This window comes from Paucibacter sp. B51, from assembly GCF_027863535.1.
Lineage (GTDB): Bacteria > Pseudomonadota > Gammaproteobacteria > Burkholderiales > Burkholderiaceae_C > Paucibacter_A > Paucibacter_A aquatilis.
The window spans coordinates 3492688-3512669 of the sequence record NZ_JAPIVN010000001.1 but is presented as its reverse complement, the minus strand read 5'-3'; the positions used below and the strand labels follow the sequence as shown (position 1 = coordinate 3512669).

Sequence of the window (19982 nt, the reverse complement as noted above, 5' to 3'; positions counted from 1 at the left end):
CTCCTAACTCACAAGACAGGAGCAGCGATATGGACGCGGACAGTTCGACGACAACCAGCGCGGGGCCTACGCCAGGTGGGCAAATAGAACCGGAATCCCGAAGTCGTGGAGTTGCCAAGGCAGTTCGGCAGCGGGCAGTGGACGTGAGCCATGACACTCACTATGAGCTTCGGGACCCATTTGCCGAAGTCACCTACCGAACCAAGAGCTTCGCAGACATGGTGAGCACGGCTGATCGGCTGGGGAGTGTGCGATTCGTCGAAATCGGCGAGGACGGCACACGGCGAGCAGTGACCAAAACGGCGGGCACATGGCCAAGTCCGACCCAAACATCCAAAAAGCCAGGGAAGGCCCGCGCTCCTGGATCTAAGTCCCTCGATACGGTGCAAGTCGAGCGGGAAGCGCAGGCATCCAAGCCCTTGGAGCTTTCACTGGAGATGCCAAAACTCTCACCCAATCCAGTCGAGGAAACGCGAGCACGAATTGAAGCCGCTCTGGAAGAACGTTATCTCGTCCATCGCAAGCCACTGGCTCTCGGCTCGCTGAGCCTGGGCCAAATAGAGTACCGATTCCGTGCTGACAGCTCGCGGCTGGCCTTTACCGAAACATCCCTGCGTCTGGCCACCGAGGTCAACAATCCTTCGGTCGCTCGTTCCATGGTGGATGTTGCCGAAGCCCGCAACTGGAATGGCCTCCGGGTCTCGGGACACGAAGATTTCAAACGCATCGTCTGGCTGGAGGCCTCGGTTCGTGGGCTCAAGACCGTTGGCTACGAAGTCAAACCGGGTGATCTGGAACTGGTCCAGCGTGAGCGTGAGGCACGGCTGATCAACCGCATCGAGCCCGCCGCAGATGCCCCAAACACGGGAGCACAGACGTCTGCGGCCAAAGCGACTGCGCGTGGCGGCGGAAGCCGCAAGGCTGTACTGGCTGCTATCGAAGCCTTGCTCCGGAGCAAAGGAGTTCCAGAATTGACGCGAAACGCGGTCCTGGATGCGGCAGCTGAGAAACTCTTGCAGCGCCAACACGCGGGCCAGAACCCCAAAGTTAAGGTCTACGACCTCTCTGCGCCGTCTCGGGCGACAGCAAATGAACGCACACCCGACGCCCACCGAGAAAGAGATCGGGGCGCTCACGTTCATGTGCGCTGAAAGGCTTTACCGGAGCGGTGACACGGCGTTCGCAACCGGTGCCGCCGGAATGACCGCCCCCAGATCATCTGCGAGCTATTTGATCGGCAAACGTCTTTACCTGGACACGACACCCGAATTCCACGAAGCCTTACGCGAAGCCCACGGCTCCATAATTCGGCCACGCTGCTTGTGCCGCCCCGAAGGCATCGAGATGTACGTTGCCCGGCAGGACTTTGGGTTTGTGATCAAACGCATGCCGGACTCCGGCCAGTTCCATTCCAGCGACTGTCACTCCTATGAGCCGCCAGCAAGTTGGTCCGGCCTCGATTCATTGATGAACCATGCAATCCGGGAGGACCCAAGGTCCGGCGAAACGATGCTGAACGTCGCCTTCGCCATGAGTCATAGGCCACCCAGGACACCAAGCAAAGATGCCAGATGCGAGAGCACACCCGCCCCGCATCCGCAATGCGTCAAGCTGACTCTGCTAGGACTTCTGCAGTACTTGTGGCATCAAGCGGAACTGACCCACTGGCAGCCCTCCTTCAGCGGCAGGCGAACCTGGGCCACCGTCAGGCGTCTGATGCTGCACGCTGCGGCGAACAAGCGAATTCAAGGCCGAGAACTGACAACGCACCTGTTTATCCCCGAGAGCTTCTCGGTCGAACAACGAGGCGCCATCGATTCGAAACGCCTGGCCCAGTGGAGCGGCTTCATCTCAACTCAGAAGACACGCCCTCTGATGCTGTTGATCGCCGAACTCAAAGCGCTACAGCGAGCGCGCTTTGGCTATCTGGCCGTGGTGAAACACATACCCGACCAAGCATTCACACTCCAAGAAGAGCTCTATCGTCGTATCGAACGTCGCTTCGAGGCCGAGCTTGAGCTATGGACGTCAGCGCCAGACCTGCGTCTGATACTGATCGCCACGTACTGGCTGAGCGCCACAGGCATTCCAAAGCTTGAAACCGCAGCGCTGATGCCAGTCACACCTCAATGGCTGCCAATCGATGATCGCGCGGACTTGCACTTGCTCCGGGCCCTGCAGCTTGAGGATCGCGCCTTCATCAAGATTCAGCGATACGGCCTGCCAACGACAAGTCGCACCCCTTGCGCGGTTCTGACGGATACCGGCGACACGCCAGTCCGGCTTTTCATCGACCGTTCAACACACTCGACCAACACATCAACGACGGGTGAGAAGGAAGCGAACATGTCTGCGCCAGAAACCAATTGGAGCTGGCAGCTGCACGCTGGCGAGATGCCAGAGCTGCCAGCAGCACATTTCATCGCTCACAAGGAATGAACTGCCCGAAGAAGTTGGAAGCCTTCCTCGTCCGAGCGCGAGATCAACGTTCACGCTTGGCTTCCTTGATGGCCTGCGAATCCACAGGAGCCAAGGACCTGAGGGGCGTGCGTGAGCGCAGGCCTCGATCCTTTTGCATTGCCAGTTCCCGGCCAAACATCGACTCACGGAGAAAGCTGGAGATCCGGATAGCCAGCTCACGATCTGTGGCTTGATCAGACAATCTCAGCGCCGATCCGATCTGTGCCCAGGCTTCCAAGGCGCCGACTCGACTGCGCCGGTATGCCTCGCCTGACTTGGAAGGTACCGGTGACTTCTTGAGGCGTCCTTGCTTTTGAGCGCAGGTTTGCCACAGCGCTGGATAGCATTGGCCCTCTCCTCGCGAGGCTTGCCGGGTCGCTTCCGCATCAATGCCCAGGCCGCGAAGGCGCTCAGCAAAGGTCTCACGCCAGCGATGTAAATCAGACTTGCGGGGGTTCAGTCTGACCCCATCCATGGATTCAGCCCTGACACACAAGTGCACATGCGGATTCTCCTGATGTTCATGAAGCACCATCACATATCGATGATCTTTCAGCTCAATTCGAGCGAACTCTCGAGCCGCTTGCAAAACACCATGGCCAGCCGTGCCTCGCGGCATCGAAAGCACCAGATTGAAGGCCTCGCGCCGGGGACTGTTTTCATCAATCAATGATCCGCCGAAACGCCATTGCTCCAACATCGCATGCACGGCCTCTTTGCCAGACTCAATGGAGCCACGATCGTCCTCAATGGTAAGGCGGCCGTTCTTGCTGATGTAACGGAAATGCGCGGCAATGCCCCCCATGCCCCGGCCCCCGCCGGTCACCTTAAGCATGACTTGCGGTGAGCGTCTGACAACTGCCGCTTCAATCCTATTTCGAATAGCCTTGGCTTGAGAACGCAGAGAGGTGCCCAGACGCAGGGGAGCCTTGACCTTGAGCATCCGGTTTCCCGGATAGAACAGGCGATCACCCCATTGAACGAGTACGCCATCGATGTCACGGTGAGCATTCATGCAGGTCTCCCTGATCTCGCTGAGCCCCCCTAACGTCTGCGACTGAACAGGCAGCGCTTGCCCTGGCGAATGGCTGCAACGCAGCAACCAGAGGTGCAGTCAATTCCAGATGGTGAGCAACCGCCTCCCCCAGGCGAGATATCTGCGCGTCAGTGCTGACAGAACCCGAAGCGCAGCGAGAACGAAGCGTCTCAATCAGCAGCCGAAGCTCAAAAGCCAAGGCAGCAAGTGCAGCGTTTGAACGAACAAGCACTGCTCGGTTCTCTCGCAGGTCTGGTGGTACGGGACTAGGTGGGCAGGACGCCAGAAGCCTGGCCACATACATGCCCTGGGGGACGCATGCCTCGCGCGCAGCATTCGCAAGCGCAAGCGCTTGTTCAACCGGTAAACGCAAAGTTACTTTCGTCCGAGAAGTCGTGGGTTGGGAGGGCTGGGTCACACTCAGCCCGCAGTGGGATTCACTCGATGAGGCACGCTCCAACCACTCCTGAATCGCGGACCTCAGCAAACTCGCCACGGTCACGCCGTTCGCTCTCGCTATGGCTGTCAGTGCTTCGTGAAACCCACGCAAATCAATGGACTGCCGATCGCGTCGAAAGCCGCGCCCCGCTGGCAGAGACGGAGAGTGCTCGATTCGTTTGTCATTCGCCATGACGAGCAATGTGAATCAAGTCATGCCACTGATGCTCAGTGAATCCAGCGCCAAATTCGTCAGCGTTTATGGAGTGGGTCGCAGCACCGACACGCCAGCCAGCAGGCCACGCGACCGGGCATCGCCTGATGCCCGCCAACAAATATTCCATTCCAACCAACACTCGGTGGCACCCGGAAACTTGCCACCTCGTGGCTAGACAGACCCGCGCCAACTCGTCAGCGAAACAGCCCTCTAAACCATCGATGCGCAGTGCGCGGCCCAGTCGTTCATCAAGGCCTTTCGCTTCTCGAATTGCGTGCCGCGTTGATAGGCCCGCTCCACAGCATTCGGTATTTGGTGCGCAAGGGCATGTTCCGCGGCCCCGCGGGGGAATGTCGTCGCTTCAGCCGCCCACATCCGGAAGCCTCCTCAGAATCCATGTACGGTGATCACCGCGCCGCTCGAGTCGACCCACAAAGGCTTGTCTTCGAGATCGTTCATTCGCCGGATCACTACGGTGAGCGACATGTCCGATACAACCTGCACCTTGGTTCCAGTGAATACCAGGTCGACTCCATGTTTGGCTGGCTGATTGAATCGCCCTGGGTTTGAACTGACCCCCATCATTGAGTGGCGGCTTCAGGCTAGCTGCGGTCGATCGCCATCAGCGCACGGCCGGCAACAAAGTGCCCAAAGCCGACGTCTGAACTCATAGTGGAGTCAGCACTGCAACGCTCTCGGTCGTTGGGTGCTGTGCGTCATACGACCGGTCGCCCACGCATACCAGTCTTCCAGGGGTCGGCTAGGCAAAGGTTCGATCGACAGGTCCGGTGACTAGACCAATCGTTCGATGTCGTTGACTGCGCTCATGGCGTCGGCGTTACACGAGTTCACGCGGAGCCGGTTCCAAGGTCGCCATCCGCATGCATAGCTCACTCAAAAGGCCCCTAGGGTAGCTGCCCTTCGAGCGCTATGCTGTGACGTTGGGCCGGAGCGCTCAAGCAAGGGTGGCCCCCCCTCTCCATCAAGCGCCACGCGACGACAAAGGGTGTTGAGCTCTCCCGACCTGAGAGTTTGCATGGCACCAACCAGGCCTTGCATCCAGTTGCGACGATCGCTTGGGCTTAAGGCGCGTGCGCCATCGTCTTCGTTCATCGGCGCACCCAGCCCGTAAAGCAGGCCATCCAGTCCGCCCATAGCGCACTGCCCGCATCGTTGCTTGCGTTCATCCGATGCACGACCGGCAGGCCGGTGCCGCTGTCAAGACTCTTTCCCCGAAAGGGGCGAGGTTGAAACCCGGGTTATCGAGCTTTGCCCTGCAGCGAGGTGGCTGACAATGCTCCTTGGGTGCCGTGCACCTTTCAACCTGCTTGCGGTACCGAATGCCTCTTTATTGCTTCCATCAGTGCGTCATCGATACCACGCGGCATCGGCTGATGGTGGGCCAGCAGCCGGTGGCGACACAGCCCTTGATCTTCGAGTTGCTGCTGTTTCTTGCCAGCCATCCCAACCGCGTGCTAAGCAAGGATGAGCTGCTGCAGGCGGTCTGGGGCACGACCTTTGTGAGCGAGTCGGTGGTCGCTCGCGCCGTGATGAAGGCCCGCAGGCTCATCTCGGACGACGCCAGCACCGAGGGCTTGATCACCACCATCCGTGGGGTGGGCTACCGGTTCGACGCCGAAGTCACGGTCATGGAGGACGAGGTGGCGGCGCCTCGGGAGGCTGATGCCCCGTCGACCGCGGCTACAGCCGAGAGCGTGCCGGCCGAGCTGCCGTCGGTCTCTTCGATCAAGCCGGCGCTGGCCGTGCTGCCTTTTTTCAACGAGGCGGGCGATCCGCAGCTGAGCTGGGCTGAGCGCGGCTTGGCGGGTTTGGTCCACCATCAGCTGGAAACCAAAGGCCGGATCTCCGTCGCCAGCATCAATGCGACCGGCGATTGGCACGGCATCGCAACCTGGGGCGCCGAGGCCCTGGCTCAGGCCTGCCAGCAGCTGGGGACGGAGCGCGCGCTGCTGTGTCAGTTCGCGCGAACCCCTGCCGGTGACTTCCGTCTGGAAACCTTGCTGGGCAGCAAGGAGTCTGACTTGGAGCAACGGGTGTTTCAAGGCACCGATCTGGTCGCGCTGGCCTCTGCCGTGGTGTCCTACGTCGATGCCCTGGCCGCGCCGAGTCGAGATCCTGTCCCGGTGTTTTGGGAGGAGCAGTTGGCGCGTGCCTTTGACTGCGAGCTTCGCGGAGAGCTTGGCGCTGCCTTGCCCTTGCTGGAGTCGTGCATGGAGCAGCTCCAGGTCACGCCTCGCATGCGCCTGGTTCATGCGCGTTTGCTGCGCGAGCAAACCGCCGACATGGAGCGTGCGCAGCAAACCGCAGCCGAGGCACTGCGCGGCGCACAGGCCGAGCAACAGACCGATCTTCAGGTAGACATTTATGCAGAGCTCTGCCGCATTGGAGTGAACTCGGGAGACTTGGTGGCGGCGCAGCGCTGCTGTGAACAGGGCATGGAGCTGGTGTTCTCCGGTGAGGCCAGTGCAGCCGTGCTGGCCAATATCCTGATCGCACGCGCCGACATGGAGCGCTTTCAGGGCAAAGCTGAGCTGGCAGCCAAGACGGCGGCCCGAGCGGTCGAGGCGGCCAGGTCGGTGGGCGATGTCTACCGCGAGCAGCTGGCGGCCTGTTTGCACGGGCATGTGCTGATGTCGGTGCCGCGCCTGCCCAAAGCCATCGAGCTCTTGCGCGCTGTGGTGCGTGAAACCCGCCTGCGCGGGCTCACCCGTGTCGAGCTGCAGGCCTACCAGTCACTGGGCACCGCCCTGGGCATGGTGCGGCAGTTCGCTGGCGCTGTGGAAGCTACCCGCCGTGCAGCGCTGCTCAGCAACACCCTGGGCTTCAAGGGCAAGTTCATCGGCTCGCGCATTCAGGAGACTTTTGTTTTGGTCGATGCTGGCCGCCTGGCCGAAGCAGAGGCCAATGTGCGAGAGTGCCAGAGCCTGATGGGGGCAGAGGCCCCGATCTACCTGAGCTCGGCGTTAGCGCGGGCCGAGGCGCATCTGAAGTGGCGGCAGGGCCATCACGACGCCGCCATTGAGCAGATGGAGGCGATGCTGGCACTGGCGCGGAAGTGGGGTTGGTATACCCGATGGCTGTGCGCCTCCTTGCTGTGTGGCTGGTATCTCTGCCTGGGCCGACTGGCGGAGGCGGAAGCAGCCTTCCTCGTGCTGGCCGACGATGCCAATGCCGCGCGTCGGGCGCGCTGCGAAGCTGCCCTGCTCCTGCATCAAGGCCGCCTCGATGAGGCCAGAGCCTGCTTGCGTTCGGCTTGGACCACCGAGCCCAGCGATGGGGCGGCAGGCCAAGACCTGGCCATCGATCTGGGTTGGATGCTGCTGGAGCAGGGCAATCTCAAAGAGCTGGAGCTGCTCATGAAATCCGTCGCTCGCATGAGCGAGGAGCACGCGCCCACCGCCTTGCTGCAAACGGTCTACGCATGGCGGCTGGCGCACCCGTCAGAGCCGCCGGAGTCCTTGGCGCGTTCATGGCAAGCGTTGCTGGACCAGCTGCCGGCCCTGCAGCGCAATGCCGTGGCCTGGGCCAGCCCGCTTGGCTTGCAAGCATTGCTCTGCGGCCCCGTCGACCCCAGCCGCCAGCTGCTGACCCAGGCCTGTGACTGATGTCTGTGACTGAGGCCTGAAACCGAGAGGGCTTTCACTCACACAGCGTCTTCGGATGCCTTGCCGTTCAAGGCCGCCAGCCGCTCCCCGAAGGCGTGTGCATCCAGCGGGCGATCCAAGAGGTAGCCCTGCACAGCTGTGCAGCCCGCGTTGCGCACGGCATTCAGCTCACCCTCGGTCTCGACACCCTCGGCCACCGTGGTCATGTGGAAGGCGTGCGCCACCTCGACGATGGCCTTGACCAGCTGCTGAGCCTTGGGGTTCTCGTCCATGCGCCGCACAAAGCTCCGATCGATCTTCAGTTTGTCGCAGTTGATGCGGTGCAAATAGCTCAGGGAGCTGTAGCCCGTGCCGAAGTCATCCAGAGAGATGGAGTAGCCCCGCCCTTTGAGGCGGTGAATGATGGAGTCCTTGCCCTCTAGCTCTTCAAAAGCGGCGCGCTCGGTCAGCTCAATTTCGAGGGCATCTGGGCCCAGTTCCAGAGCGCTCAGCTGCTGCAGAAACCGGTCTTTGGACTGCTCTTTTGGAAACTGCAGGGAGCTGATGTTGATGGCGATGGGCGGCACCTGCAGGCCGGCGCACAGCCACGCCTGCCGATCTCGCTGCAGCAGGCCGAGCAGGTGCAGGCCGATTTCTTCAATCAAGCCCGAGCTTTCGGCGATGGGCACAAACCGGTCGGGTGAAATCAGCCCGCGGCTCGGATGCTTCCAGCGAATCAAAGCCTCCGCACCATTCATGCGCCCGCCATGCATGCTGTAAATGGGCTGATAGTTCAGGCGAAACTCGCCGCGCACCAAAGCCAGGCGAAGTGCATCGGTGAGGTCGGCGCGGTCACGAAGCTTGCGGTCATGCCCTTCCTCGTAGCGGCAGACGCTGCCATGCCCGGCGTGCCGCGCCATGCTCAGCGCTGCACTTGCTGATTGAATCGCGCTGTCTTCGTTGTTCGCGTCGTCCGGCAGCAGGGCGACGCCGATGCAGGCTGTGGCGCGTAGCGGCACATCGCCCACGAAAATGGGCTCCCGCAGGACCTCCTGAATGCGCGTCGTGAACTCCAGCAGGCTGTGCTCGCTGCCATGCTGCAGCGACAACGCGAACTCGTCCGCGCTCAGCCTGGCCAGGCGGTCTTCCGGCTTGACCAGGGTCTGCAGTCTTTGGGCGATGACGCGAAGAATGGCGTCGCCCTGGTGCGCGCCATAGGCTGCGTTGAACACGGTGAAGTCATCGAGGTCCAGCAGGTACAGCGCCGAGTGATTGGGCGAGCTCTGGAAGCGCTCACGCAGGTGCGCGCGCAGCTCTTCGCGGTTTGCGCAGCCGGTCAAAGGGTCGTGGCGCGACATCCAGGCCAGCTTTTGCTGGGCCTGACGGGCGGCCTTGGCCGCGCGCCGTGCCGACAGCCACGAGGTGAACCAGGCCACCGCGATGCTGATGCTGCCGATGCCGAGAAAGACTGCGGTCCAGCTCAGGAGCTTGTGGGACGAGGCGGTGAGGATCAGCTGCCCCACCTGTTTTCCATAGGCCAGCACCGGTCTGGACACCCTTAGTGGCATCAGCTCGTCACAGCGCCGGGCTTGACCATTGTCGTAAACCGCGAGCAGCCGTCCGTCCGGGCTTTCGAGGCGAGCTTTGAGCAGGTTTTTCGAGCGGGCCAGCGCTGAAAGCAGCTCGTGGGCTTCCGTGTCGTCTTCGATCACGATCGCATGGCTGGCGTTCTGAGCAATCAGCTCGGCGGCGGCTTCCAGGTCAGACAGCATGCTGGCCTTCAAGCCGTGAAACTGGACCACGGCGAGCAGCAGCATCAGGCTGAACAAGGCCGCAACCAGGCCCGCAATTTCTTTGTTGGGCGTGGTGCTCAGCCTCCTCTTGCTGTTGGGATGGGGGAAGAATGGGGTGTGCATAGGAACTGCAGAGGCGCAGGCGCCTCGATGCGCGAAAAGAAGGGATTTAGGGAAAGACTTGTTTCAGGCTGGCGTCCAGATCCTGGCGCCGCAAATAGGCCACGGCATGGGGGTCTTCTTGCAAACGCGCGCGGAGCAAATCCACCGACTCGTAGCGCCAGGGTGGTCGGGCCTTGCCGGTGAACACCATGGCCGCCCAGTGCGAGCGCAGCTTGTGCTCGGACATGCCGGTGATGGCCGCATGGAAGGCCAACCGAAGCTCGGCGTCGTCACGCAGCTCCAAAGGCCGAACCGTGCCTGCGCCCGGCAGGGTTTCGATGCGCCCCAGAAAGACATTGCTGATGTCGTGCGGGCTCAGGTGTTTCAGCGGGCTGTGTGGCCCGACCACCACCACGAAAGATTGCGCCTGCGCCTGGAGCGAGAGCGCCAGGCTGCACAGGGCCAGAAGAATGAAGCGGGCGCGAATCATCTTCAGTACGCAAAGTCTGCGCTCAGGTTGTAGATCTGGACAGCGGGCCCGCGGGACAGGTTCTTTCCGACCAGGCCGACCCGGTTCAGCTCGCTGATGCCATTGCCCGTACCCTGGGGGCGGATGCGGTCCACCTGGGCCTTGAGGGCCCAGCCGCTGCGCGCATCCCAACGCAGGCCGAGGCTCCAAGTCGTTTGCTGCGGGCCCTCTTCGCCGGCGGGCTTGTAGAGCTTCAGCGTGGGTTTGACGAACTGGGCGTACTCCGGTCGCACCTGCACCGAAAAAGCCTTGGTGGTCGCTCGATGCCACGAGAAGGTCAGGTAGGGAGTGATCGACGTCATGCTACGCGCCAGCGTGAAGTAGCCAGCACGGCTATTGGCGATCCGTGACTGATGCTGGAGCCAGATCGACTCGGCGATCAGGCGCCAGGCCCCCCACTCGGAATCGAGCCCGATGCTGGTGAACTGAAACGGGGCGTGGTCCACGTCGTAGCGGGCTTCGAGCGCGGAGAAGCCGAGGTACAGATCGCGGCACAAGAGGGTGGTTCGAGCGAGTGCTTCTTTGCCCATGCAGGCGCTCTGGCTGGCGCCGAAAGTGCGCAGGCCCTGCTCGGGCTTGCCTTGGGTGGTGATCAAGGTCTGCTGCGCGCGCAGGTGCGCGAACCGCAGGCTCAGGCCCTGGTGCTGCAAGTTCAGGTTGATGCCTGCCATGCCTTCGTACTCGACGGCCTGGTTGGTGAGCAGGCCGCTGGCGCTGCTGCGCGGAAACGCTTGGCGCGATCGTCCGCCCCAGAGTTGAAACAGGGCCGTGCTGTCCTGCCAGGAGGTACGCCAGATGAGGTCTGCGCCATCGACATGACTCATGCCCAGGGTGTAGACGTCGACCGGCGGGCGCACCCAGAGGTTGGCGTAGCCGAGCAGGCGCGTGTCCGACGCTGCGAACAAGGGCGCCACAAATCGGCCACCACGCAGCGTCAAGCCGTGGCCGGGCTCCAGGGACAGATAGGCCCACTCCACATCGGGCCGGTAGTTGTTGGATGCGTCGCGTTTGGACGTCAGCTGCAAAGTGGCTGAGGCGTGATCGGCCACGCTGTAACGGGCCTGGATGCCAAGCAGGCTGTCGATGTCGGATTTCCAGGCCTGCCGTGCGCCGCTGGGCTGGGTTCCAAAGGGCAGGAAGGTCACGCCGTCGCCTTCGGTGCGAACCAGGGAGGCGGTGCCGAAGGTGGAGATCGTCCAAGCCGCGCTTTCGTCCTCTACGCTGGTCCAGGCCGAGGCTGGCGCCATGCAGGTGGACAGGGCCAGAACGCAGATGGACTGCAGACCCGAGGTGGAGCGAAACGACATGAGGGCTGGGGCGAAGAAGATCGAGACGGCGAGAGGGCGAAAAGGCAGAGAGAACGCTGTGTTGGAAGGCCGGGTAGCAGGGCTGGGCACGCCCGCGCGGGGCGTGCCGGTCGGCACTGTGCCGACCAGCCGATCAAGGCGTCAGCAGCACCTTGACGGAAGCGTCCACCGCCGATTTCTCGATGTAGGCGATGGCCGTGCTGTTGGCGCTGAGCGCCTTCTTGATGGCCGCAGCGCCGTCCATCGCGCGCGGGGGCTGGCCCTTGCCGGTGAAGATCATGCGCGACCAGTAGGCCTTCAGTGCGCTGGCGTCCTTCTTGGTGGTCTCGGCATAAAAGCTCTCGCGGATCGGGTTGCCTTCAGGCAAGTCCAACAGTGTGACCGGTCCAATGCCGGGCACTTCGGTGACTTTGCCGAGGAACAGATTGCTGGCGGCTTCCGCGTCAAGCTTGTTGATGCCGCTTTTGGCGCCGGCAACCAGCGCCCAATCCCCAGCGAACGAATCGTTTGGGAACACGCACGCGAGGGCAAGTACGGCCACGGCGAGGGAGGACAGTTTGTTGTGTTTCATGTCCCGCTCCTCAGAAAACAAAGTCAAGCGACACCGTCGCCAGATTCACAGAACCGACCGAGGTCGACATGGGCGTGGTGAGGACTCCGTTCACACGCGTCATGGTTTGCGCATCGGTCGCGCCGAAGCTGTTGGTGCGGGGGGTGTAGCGATCCAGCTGGAACTTCAAGGCCACCGAGGAAGCCACGTCCACCCGCATGCCCAGCGACAGGGTGTTGTTGTCGGTGTTCGAGGTTTGCACATAGGGGTCTCCCATGGTGAAGCGGCGCGCCACATCCGCTGCGTAGGCTGGCACCGTGGTCAAGACCATGCGGCGGGTGTCCGTCTTGCTGCCGGAGTAGCTGAGATAGGGCAGCACCTTGCCGAAGCGATAGCCGGCTGTCATGTAGTAGGCGCTGGAGTTCGACAGCTGGGAGTCAGACTTGCGCCGCATGTACTCCGCTTGCAGGACCACCTTGCCGTTGTCGAAGGCCAAGCCGATGTCGCTGATGTTGAAGGGCTTGTGATCTCGGCGGATCGCTTGATTGACCGCATCGAAGTTGGAGAACAGATCCGAGCATCCCACGTTCGCCTTGATGCTGGCGTTGCAGGTGGCTGCGCCCGGAGTGAGGCGATAGCCGCGCCCGGTCGCGGGGTCGCTCACCGCGAACACGGTGGAGGGCGACACCTGACCGTCGGCCTGGTAGTTGGTGTGGCGGGCATCCATATGACTGACGCGGAAGGTCCAGCTGCCCAGTTCGGCGGTGAGGTTCACGCCGCCCATGCGATTGAACTTGATGCCGGAGCCGCCGTTGAACTTCAGGTCATAAGTGCCGTAGTAGGCCTGGGCGCTGAAGGAGAACGGGCCCAGCTCGCCGCGGTAGATCGCGTCCAAGCCGTCCACATTGTTGATGGTGGCCGAGTTGTAAACGTCGGTGGGCGGGCGAACCCAGACATTGGAGTAGCCGACATTGCGGTAGTCCGAAGCCATGAGCACGGGCGCTACAAAGCGACCGGCGCGCAGCGACAAAGCGCTGCTCGGCTTGTAGGCGATATAGGCCCAGTCCACCGAAGGCTTGAAGCTGTTCTCTTCGTTGCGGCGCGACAGCAGCTGAACCACGGCTTGCAGCTTGTCGGTCGGGCGATAGCTCAGCTGCAGGCCGAGCTTGCTGTCGTTGTCGAACTCGTGGCTGTTCGCCGTGCCGTTGGGCAGGCGGTTGTCCGAGCGGAACTCGATGTTCGCGTTGTTGGTTTGCACTGCCGACAGCGTTCCGAAGCCGGAGAGCACCAGCGTCTTGCTTTCATTGGAGATTTCGGCATGGGCGGTGGCCGAGCAGAACAGCGCGGCGGCCAGAGCCGTCATGTGGCGGCGAGGAGCTAACTTCATCGTGAGTCTTTCTGGGCGGATGGACATTCAACAGGCCGACATGCACCGCCTTGCAAATCGGCAACAGGGCGCCCTCACGCGCCTTGCAGCAAGGGCGAGATGGGCGGGATCAATGGGGGAGGAAATGGCTGCCGACCGTGTCGGCTGCTGCGCCGCGCGCTAGGCGGGCAGGCGCTCGGTCTGGAAGCGCTGCGTCAAGGAAGCCAGGCGCTGGGTTTGTTGTTCAAGGCTGGCTGCCGCTGCAGCGGCCTGCTCCACGAGTGCGCTGTTCTGGCGCGTACTGTCGTCTATGCCGGCGATGGCGCGGCTCGCTTCGGTGATCCGCTCGGCCTGGTCGTCACTGGCCTGTGCGATTTCGGTGATCAGCGTGGCCACCGAGTTGACGGACTGCACGGCGTTTTGCATGGCAGTGCCTGCCGTGTTGACTTTGTCCGTGCCGTGCAACACATGCTGCGTGGAAACCTCGATCAGGCCTGCGATCTCCTTGGCGGCCTCGGCCGCCCGGTGCGCCAGGCGACGCACCTCGCCAGCCACCACCGCAAAGCCGCGGCCATGCTCGCCTGCGCGGGCCGCTTCGATCGAAGCGTTCAACGCCAGGATGTTGGTCTGAAAGGCAATTGCGTCAATCACACCGGTGATCTCGGAGATTTTTTGTGAGGATTCGCTGATCCGCTGCATCGAAGTGATGGCCTCGCGAACCGCCTCGCCACCTCGTGCAGCGTCGGCGCAGGCCTGGCCTGCATTGCGAGTTGCTTGCCGTGCGCTAGACGCGTTGTCTTTCACTGACTCGGTCAGCATGCGCATGGATTGCGTGGTCACCTCGACCGCGCCGGCCTGGATCTCGGTTCGCTTGGACAGGTCCAGGTTGCCGGCTGCGATTTCCTGGGCGGCGTAGGCGATCTCGCCTGCGCCGTCTCGCACCTGGTTGACCATGTCGCGCAGGCCGTGGGACATGCTGGCAATGGCATGGAGTAGGTTGGTGCCTTGCTCGTCGCGGGCCTCGATGCGACGCGACAAATCACCGGCCGCGATCTCCTGCATGACCTCGCGCACCTCGGCCGGCTCGGCGCCCAGCTGTTCCCAGACGCTGCTGATGATGCGCCAGGAGGCAAACACCAGACCTGCCAGCACAAAGGCGGCGCTGATCAGGGTGACCGTGCCGACCGAGCGCACGCCTTGGTGGCTGCCAACCAGCATTTCATCAAAGGTCTTTTGCGCCAGTTGGGCTTCCAGCTCCAGCGGTTCACGCAGAGCCTTCAGTTTTTCCTGCATGGCCGTCACCGCCTCGGCGGCTTCGCCATCGGCCTTGCCTAACAGGATCAAGGCGGTGTTCTCGGCCGCAGCGGCATAGGACTGGCTCGCGTCCCGCAGCCTGGCGGCGGCCACTTCCCGCCCTTGCACCTTGGCGATCCGATCCAGGTGTTCGTTCAAGCCCGTGGTCAAGTGCTTGGCGTCTTCAATGCGCTTGGGCTCGGTTTCACTCACGGCCGCTTGAAAGGCCACGGAAATTGGGTCCAGCAATGAAAGAGCCTGCGTGGCTGCCTGCAGATGGGGGTAGGCATCACTGCCCATCTTGTTGATCGTCTCCGATGTGCGCTGGGACACCGTCAGGATGATGCCGATGCTGATGGCGAAGATAAGGGCCGCGATCGCGGGAAGGGCCCAGATGCGTTGTTTGATTCCCATGAGATGCAGACTGCGTTGTTGTTGTGCTGAACGAGTCGGCAGTTTCGGCTTGAGGGCCCCGCGCCGTCTTGATCGGAACTTGACCAATTCATGACCAAACCGGTGCCCGGCCCGCACCGGGGCTGCTGCCGGCCAGCTCACGCTGGCGGGTCCTCAAGCCTGTGGGGTGGCCGCCTCTGGATTCATCAAAAAAGCCCCCCAACAGATGCCCATCCGGGTCCGCCAGATTGCGGGAGCACATGAAACCCAGGTTTTGCACCGGGTTCACATGGGCCAGGCCGCCCTCGGTTCGAGCCACCTCGTTCATCGAGTCCACGGTCCCGCGGCTGGCGAGCGAGAGATTGAGCGCGCCGCCGCACTGGCACAAACGCGCATGACGGTACCGCGGGCTCGCGCACAGAATGCCCAGCGGCAAGAGTCGGTCCGTTTTTGCCGAAGCCAGCGTCCGGTCGAGTACCCGGTCTCGGAGGTGCTGCGGACATACGCTCCACTGTCCGTCGAATGGCAGCTACCGATCAGAGCCGCCGCCCAGGCCGCTGAGTGCGAATGACTCTGACCAGCCTGTTGTTGAAATTCGACGGACTTCTGCTTTGGGCACTTTGCTGACGGCCCCCTCAGCAATCCGAAGGACGGCAATCGCGGCGTAGCGGAAGCTCGGCCACCCTCAGGAACTAGCTGACTACTGCCATTCGCTTCAGGCCAGAGCGCAAGCAGCAATGCCCAGTATCAACCGAGCGAGTCGAGACACCGCGCTCAGGCCGCACCATTGCGTCGCAGCGGCAACACGTCGGCACCCTTGCGGATCTTGTCCAGATAGTTCGCCCAAGACTGCATCATCTTCCTCCGCTGATCAAGGAACTGCGTGCGGTTGTAGGCGCGACCTAGAGAGTCAGCTACGGCGTGCGCAAGTTGAGCCTCGATGATCTCAGCGGCCACATTGAGTCGCTCTGCGATCATCGTCCGCGCCGTAGCCCTGAAGCCATGCGCCGTCATCTCATCGTTGCCGTAGCCCAGCCTGCGCAGGGCGCTGCGCACCGTGTTGTCACTCATGCACCGCTGCCGGGTCGTCAGCGCCGGAAACACAAATCGACCGGCTCCCGTGATCTCATGCAGTTCCCGCAGGATTCGCAGCGACTGCGATGCCAACGGAACGATGTGAGGCGGCCCGCCCGCCTTGTCGGCCTTGCTGCGCTTCATCGTCACCGCGGGCACCGTCAAAGTTGCACCTTCAAAGTCGATCCACGCCCACTCCATGTGTCGCAGTTCGCCAGGGCGCAGCAAAAGCAAAGGCGACAAAAGCAAGGCTGCCCGGGTGACGGACTGCCCGGTATACGCGTCGATGTCGCGCATTAGCTTTCCGACCAACTTCGGCTCCGTGATCGCTGCATGGTGGCTGACTTGAACCGGTTTCAGTGCATCCTGCAGGTCAGCCGCCGGGTTACGCCGGCATACCCCCGTCGCGATCCCATACCGGAAGACTTGGCCGCAGGCATGCTTGATCCGATGCGCCGTCTCGATCGCACCGCGCGCCTCGACCCGCCGCAGGCACTGAAGGAGTTCCGGTGGCTCAATCTCCCCTATCGGGCGCCTGCCGATCCACGGAAAGGCATCCTGCTCAAGCCGAATCTGGGTGCGCTTGGCATGCCCTTCACTGACCTTGGCCTGATGGACCGTATCCAACCATTCTCGGGCGACAGCCTCGAACGATCCAATCGGCGGCAAACCGGCGTGGCCACGCGACTCCGCCTCGCGCTGACGCGAGGCCTCGGCCTTGGCCTCCGTCCGAACCTCACTGGGATCCAAACCCTGCGCCACCAGTCGCCGCGCGTCGTCGGCCTTCTGCCGGGCCAGCGACAAACCAGTATCCGGATACGTACCCAAGCTCAGCGTTTTGCGCCGCCCCTGATAGCTGTAGTCCAGACGCCAGCCATGCGAGCCTCCGCGAACAAACAGAAGCAGATACAGACTGTCGCCATCGCTCAGACGCTTGCGGGGATCACCCGGCTTGATGGTCCGGATCGACAGATCAGAGGGGATCAGGTTGCGAGCCATGCAGTAACTCCTGACGCAGATCGCGTGCTTTTTTCAGGTTACTGCAAAAGTTACTGCATTTCCAATCGGAGGTCGGGGGACTTCACAAGATGTGCTGAGCAAAAGAAAAAGGCCTAAGTACTTGATTCACTTAGGCCTTTTGGATTTTTCGGGCCCGTCGTGGACGTCCTGAAATCGTTAAATGGTGGAGCCGGGGGGAATTGAACCCCCGTCCGCAAGCCATCACCGGGCAGTTCTACATGCGTAGCCGTCTGATTTGAATCTCACGGTCAGTTCGCGCAGCGGCACGCTAACTTTCCCGCCAGTCACTGAATCTTGTTGCCTGCCGAGTGACCCGGCGGACAACCAGCCAATGTGAATGACTTCTCAGCTTTCTGCCTTGCGGCTTGAGCCCGGCCCATTGGCCAACCGTTGAGAAGCTCACGCGCAATTAAGCGGCGAGTGCGAACGTAGAGTCGTTTGCAGTTACTTTGTTTCCAGTGGTTTTACGAGCGGACTGGTGCTCGGCATGCCCTACTCCGGATCCGCACCCACGTCGAAACCTGGTCGGCCCCAGAGGGTCACATTTTAGGCCAAGCCCAGCACTTGCAAGAGCTCGATCGGCGAATTTAAAACAATATCTGCGTTCCAGGCCTCAACCGGCTCGCCCTGCCCCAGATATCCCCAGGCTGCGGCCACCGTACGCATGCCGGCCGCACGACCCGCCACGATGTCCCGCTCATCATCGCCAACATAGATGCAAGACTCAGCGGCAATGCCGCCACGACGCGCCGCCTCCAGCAATGGCGCAGGATGCGGCTTGGCATGCGGCGTGCTGTCCCCACCCACCACCGCCAGAGCACGCTGCTTCAGACCCAAGGCCTCGGTCAAGGGCAGCGCGAAACGCTCCGCCTTGTTGGTCACCACACCCCAGGCCAGGCCAGCAGAGGACAGGCCGTCCAGCAGGTCAGCGACTCGATCAAACAAGACGGTTTCCTGGGTCAGGCGAGCCTGGTAGCGATCGAGAAATTCGACCCGCAAGGCCTCGTACCCCTCGTCTTGGGGTGCGACGGTCAGACCCACGCCCAACATGCCGCGAGCACCAGCGCCGACCATGGGGCGCAACATCTCCAGCGGCAGCGGCGACAACTGCCGAGCCACCCGCATCTCGTTGAGCGCCCCCGCAAGATCGGGCGCACTGTCGACCAAGGTCCCATCGAGATCAAACAAGACCGCCTTCGCACTCAACCAAGGCAGGCCGGGTTTCATTTCCGCCATGCAGACACTGCTCATGAGGGCTTGCGGCAGGCCAGCATGTAATTGACGCTGGTATCGGCACTCAAGCTGTAGCGCTGATGGATCGGGTTGTAGCCCAAGCCACGGCTGGCCTGCAGATCCAAGCCCGCATTGCGGCAGAACTGCGCCAATTCCGAGGGGCGCAAGAAGCGCGCGTATTCATGAGTGCCGGCGGGCAGCATCTTGAGCACGTACTCTGCGCCCACAATCGCTTGCAAAAATGACTTGGCATTGCGGTTGAGGGTGGACAAAAACACCCAGCCGCCAGGCTTGACCAGATCCGCACAAGCCTGGACCACGGAAGCCGGGTCGGGCACATGCTCCAGCATTTCCATGCAGGTCACCACATCAAAACTGGCCGGCCGCTCCATGGCCAAGGCCTCCACCGCAATCTCGCGGTAGTCGACGCCCTCAGTTCCCGCCTCCATCGCATGCAACTGCGCCACTTTGAGCGCCTTGGTGGCGAGGTCGATACCCAGCGCCTTGGCACCTCGGCGCGCCATGGAATCGGTCAGGATGCCACCGCCGCAGCCCACGTCCAGCACCTGTTTGCCGGCCAGGGGGCAATAGGACGAGATCCAATCCAGGCGCAGCGGGTTGATCTGGTGGAGCGGCTTGAATTCACTTTCGGTGTCCCACCAATGGTGGGCGAGGTCACCAAACTTGGCGAGCTCTTGAGGGTCAGCATTGATCATGGCGCGGATGGTAGCAACAAAGATTCATCAGCTCGGCGAAAGGCTCAAGCCACGCCGGCATAAAAAAAACCCCGCAGGAGCCGAAGCCGTGCGGGGTTGATTTGAGAGGGCGCGCAGCGCGCCCGACTCAGGACTTACTTGTTGCGGGTACCGACCACTTCGATCTCCACGCGGCGGTTCTTGGCGCGGCCTTCGGCGGTCTTGTTGTCGGCCACAGGCGACTTCTCGCCCTTGCCTTCGGTGTACACGCGGTTCTTTTCAGCGCCCTTGCTCACCAGATAGGCCTTGACGGCTTCAGCACGAGCCACCGACAGCTTCTGATTGTAAGCATCCGAACCCACCGAGTCGGTGTGACCGACGGCGATGATGACTTCCAGGTTCACACCCTTGGTCTTGCCGTACAGATCGTCCAGCTTAGCCTTGGCTTCGGGCTTCAGCACAGCCTTGTCGAAGTCAAAGAATGCATCAGCAGCGTAAGTCACCTTTTCGCTGACCGGCTTCGGCGGCACCACGGCGGGCTTCGGTGCCGGTGGCGGGGTCACAGGAGCGGCAGCTTTCGGGGCAGGAGCCGGCTCAGCCTTGGGAGCGGGCTTCAGTGCGCCGTCGCATTCCTTGGCGGCGGTGGCCGGGGTCCAGTTGGCATCGCGCCAGCAGTGTTCGTTGCTACCGTTCTTCCACACGGTGCCATCGGTGGCGCGCCAGTTGTCGACGGTCTGCGCCATTGCGCCAGACGCAGCGAAAGCGGCGACGGCGAAGAGCGATGCCACGCGGTTCAATTTCTTCATGAATTCTCCTCTCAAGGAATGCCGCAGTTGCACTGCGAGTGCCCAGTACTTGAACAAAAACCTCA

General features: G+C 62.2%; 15 protein-coding genes and 1 other RNA gene. 3 read left to right on the top strand and 13 right to left on the bottom strand.

Annotated features, from left to right (window positions below; translation table 11 throughout):
- Positions 1 to 29 precede the first annotated feature (29 nt).
- Both OOB33_RS15045 and OOB33_RS15040 read left to right on the top strand, forming a co-directional pair.
- The gene (locus tag OOB33_RS15045) at positions 30 to 1151 is read left to right on the top strand and encodes an LPD7 domain-containing protein (protein ID WP_271009266.1); all 1122 of its coding nucleotides are present in this window, start codon (positions 30 to 32) and stop codon (positions 1149 to 1151) included.
- Positions 1090 to 2439, top strand: coding sequence for a DUF1173 family protein (locus OOB33_RS15040; protein ID WP_271009265.1), 1350 nt, complete (start codon positions 1090 to 1092; stop codon positions 2437 to 2439). The genes OOB33_RS15045 and OOB33_RS15040 overlap by 62 nt, the downstream gene beginning before the upstream one ends.
- Before the next feature lie 43 nt (positions 2440 to 2482).
- Here the strand turns inward: OOB33_RS15040 and OOB33_RS15035 are convergent, their stop codons facing one another.
- Positions 2483 to 3475, bottom strand: a complete 993-nt coding sequence (locus OOB33_RS15035) for a relaxase/mobilization nuclease domain-containing protein (RefSeq protein WP_271009264.1) — start codon at positions 3473 to 3475, stop codon at positions 2483 to 2485.
- A gap of 2070 nt (positions 3476 to 5545) precedes the next feature.
- Here OOB33_RS15035 and OOB33_RS15030 point away from each other — a divergent pair.
- Positions 5546 to 7777 (top strand): winged helix-turn-helix domain-containing protein, encoded by a 2232-nt coding sequence (locus OOB33_RS15030; RefSeq protein WP_271009263.1) that lies wholly within the window; start codon positions 5546 to 5548, stop codon positions 7775 to 7777.
- Positions 7778 to 7815: 38 nt separating this feature from the next.
- Here the strand turns inward: OOB33_RS15030 and OOB33_RS15025 are convergent, their stop codons facing one another.
- The 12 genes from OOB33_RS15025 to ompA all read right to left on the bottom strand — a co-directional run bounded on the left by OOB33_RS15025 (position 7816) and on the right by ompA (position 19917).
- Positions 7816 to 9672, bottom strand: coding sequence for a putative bifunctional diguanylate cyclase/phosphodiesterase (locus tag OOB33_RS15025; RefSeq protein ID WP_271009262.1), 1857 nt, complete (start codon positions 9670 to 9672; stop codon positions 7816 to 7818).
- Positions 9673 to 9718: 46 nt separating this feature from the next.
- Positions 9719 to 10141 carry a hypothetical protein gene (locus OOB33_RS15020; RefSeq protein ID WP_271009261.1) on the bottom strand — a complete coding sequence of 141 codons (423 nt, stop codon included), beginning with the start codon at positions 10139 to 10141 and terminating at the stop codon, positions 9719 to 9721.
- 2 nt (positions 10142 to 10143) lie between these two features.
- Positions 10144 to 11487: a hypothetical protein gene (locus OOB33_RS15015; protein WP_271009260.1), complete on the bottom strand. Its 1344-nt coding sequence runs from the start codon at positions 11485 to 11487 to the stop codon at positions 10144 to 10146.
- A gap of 133 nt (positions 11488 to 11620) precedes the next feature.
- Positions 11621 to 12085: a hypothetical protein gene (locus tag OOB33_RS15010; protein WP_271009259.1), complete on the bottom strand. Its 465-nt coding sequence runs from the start codon at positions 12083 to 12085 to the stop codon at positions 11621 to 11623.
- Positions 12069 to 13424, bottom strand: a complete 1356-nt coding sequence (locus OOB33_RS15005; RefSeq protein ID WP_271009258.1) for a hypothetical protein — start codon at positions 13422 to 13424, stop codon at positions 12069 to 12071. The genes OOB33_RS15010 and OOB33_RS15005 overlap by 17 nt, the downstream gene beginning before the upstream one ends.
- Before the next feature lie 159 nt (positions 13425 to 13583).
- On the bottom strand, positions 13584 to 15110 hold the full coding sequence (locus OOB33_RS15000) for a methyl-accepting chemotaxis protein (protein WP_271009257.1): 1527 nt from the start codon (positions 15108 to 15110) through the stop codon (positions 13584 to 13586).
- 88 nt (positions 15111 to 15198) lie between these two features.
- Entirely contained in the window at positions 15199 to 15426 is a 228-nt protein-coding gene (locus tag OOB33_RS14995; protein ID WP_271009256.1) for a hypothetical protein, read from the bottom strand.
- A 437-nt stretch (positions 15427 to 15863) separates the two neighbouring features.
- Complete coding sequence (locus OOB33_RS14990; protein ID WP_271009255.1) at positions 15864 to 17162, bottom strand: tyrosine-type recombinase/integrase; 1299 nt, start codon at positions 17160 to 17162, stop codon at positions 15864 to 15866.
- A gap of 182 nt (positions 17163 to 17344) precedes the next feature.
- Positions 17345 to 17716, bottom strand: a transfer-messenger RNA (tmRNA) gene (ssrA, locus tag OOB33_RS14985).
- A 13-nt stretch (positions 17717 to 17729) separates the two neighbouring features.
- A complete protein-coding gene (gph, locus tag OOB33_RS14980) occupies positions 17730 to 18419 on the bottom strand; it encodes a phosphoglycolate phosphatase (RefSeq protein ID WP_243392932.1) in 690 nt (229 codons plus the stop codon).
- Between the two features lie 11 nt (positions 18420 to 18430).
- The gene (gene ubiG / locus OOB33_RS14975; RefSeq protein ID WP_394341048.1) at positions 18431 to 19132 is read right to left on the bottom strand and encodes a bifunctional 2-polyprenyl-6-hydroxyphenol methylase/3-demethylubiquinol 3-O-methyltransferase UbiG; all 702 of its coding nucleotides are present in this window, start codon (positions 19130 to 19132) and stop codon (positions 18431 to 18433) included.
- Positions 19133 to 19266: 134 nt separating this feature from the next.
- Complete coding sequence (gene ompA / locus OOB33_RS14970; protein WP_102770226.1) at positions 19267 to 19917, bottom strand: outer membrane protein OmpA; 651 nt, start codon at positions 19915 to 19917, stop codon at positions 19267 to 19269.
- Between the last annotated feature and the right edge of the window lie 65 nt (positions 19918 to 19982).

Excerpts from the sequence above, each read along its gene's own strand:
- OOB33_RS15030 (WP_271009263.1), top strand. The coding sequence starts at position 5,546 with ATGGTGGGCCAGCAGCCGGTGGCGACACAGCCCTTGATCTTCGAGTTG.
- OOB33_RS15025 (WP_271009262.1), bottom strand. The coding sequence starts at position 9,672 with ATGCACACCCCATTCTTCCCCCATCCCAACAGCAAGAGGAGGCTGAGC.
- OOB33_RS15045 (WP_271009266.1), top strand. The coding sequence starts at position 30 with ATGGACGCGGACAGTTCGACGACAACCAGCGCGGGGCCTACGCCAGGT.
- ubiG (WP_394341048.1), bottom strand. The coding sequence starts at position 19,132 with ATGATCAATGCTGACCCTCAAGAGCTCGCCAAGTTTGGTGACCTCGCC.
- OOB33_RS15020 (WP_271009261.1), bottom strand. The coding sequence starts at position 10,141 with ATGATTCGCGCCCGCTTCATTCTTCTGGCCCTGTGCAGCCTGGCGCTC.
- OOB33_RS15040 (WP_271009265.1), top strand. The coding sequence starts at position 1,090 with ATGAACGCACACCCGACGCCCACCGAGAAAGAGATCGGGGCGCTCACG.
- gph (WP_243392932.1), bottom strand. The coding sequence starts at position 18,419 with ATGGCGGAAATGAAACCCGGCCTGCCTTGGTTGAGTGCGAAGGCGGTC.
- ompA (WP_102770226.1), bottom strand. The coding sequence starts at position 19,917 with ATGAAGAAATTGAACCGCGTGGCATCGCTCTTCGCCGTCGCCGCTTTC.
- OOB33_RS15015 (WP_271009260.1), bottom strand. The coding sequence starts at position 11,487 with ATGTCGTTTCGCTCCACCTCGGGTCTGCAGTCCATCTGCGTTCTGGCC.
- OOB33_RS15005 (WP_271009258.1), bottom strand. The coding sequence starts at position 13,424 with ATGAAGTTAGCTCCTCGCCGCCACATGACGGCTCTGGCCGCCGCGCTG.
- OOB33_RS15000 (WP_271009257.1), bottom strand. The coding sequence starts at position 15,110 with ATGGGAATCAAACAACGCATCTGGGCCCTTCCCGCGATCGCGGCCCTT.
- OOB33_RS14990 (WP_271009255.1), bottom strand. The coding sequence starts at position 17,162 with ATGGCTCGCAACCTGATCCCCTCTGATCTGTCGATCCGGACCATCAAG.
- OOB33_RS15035 (WP_271009264.1), bottom strand. The coding sequence starts at position 3,475 with ATGAATGCTCACCGTGACATCGATGGCGTACTCGTTCAATGGGGTGAT.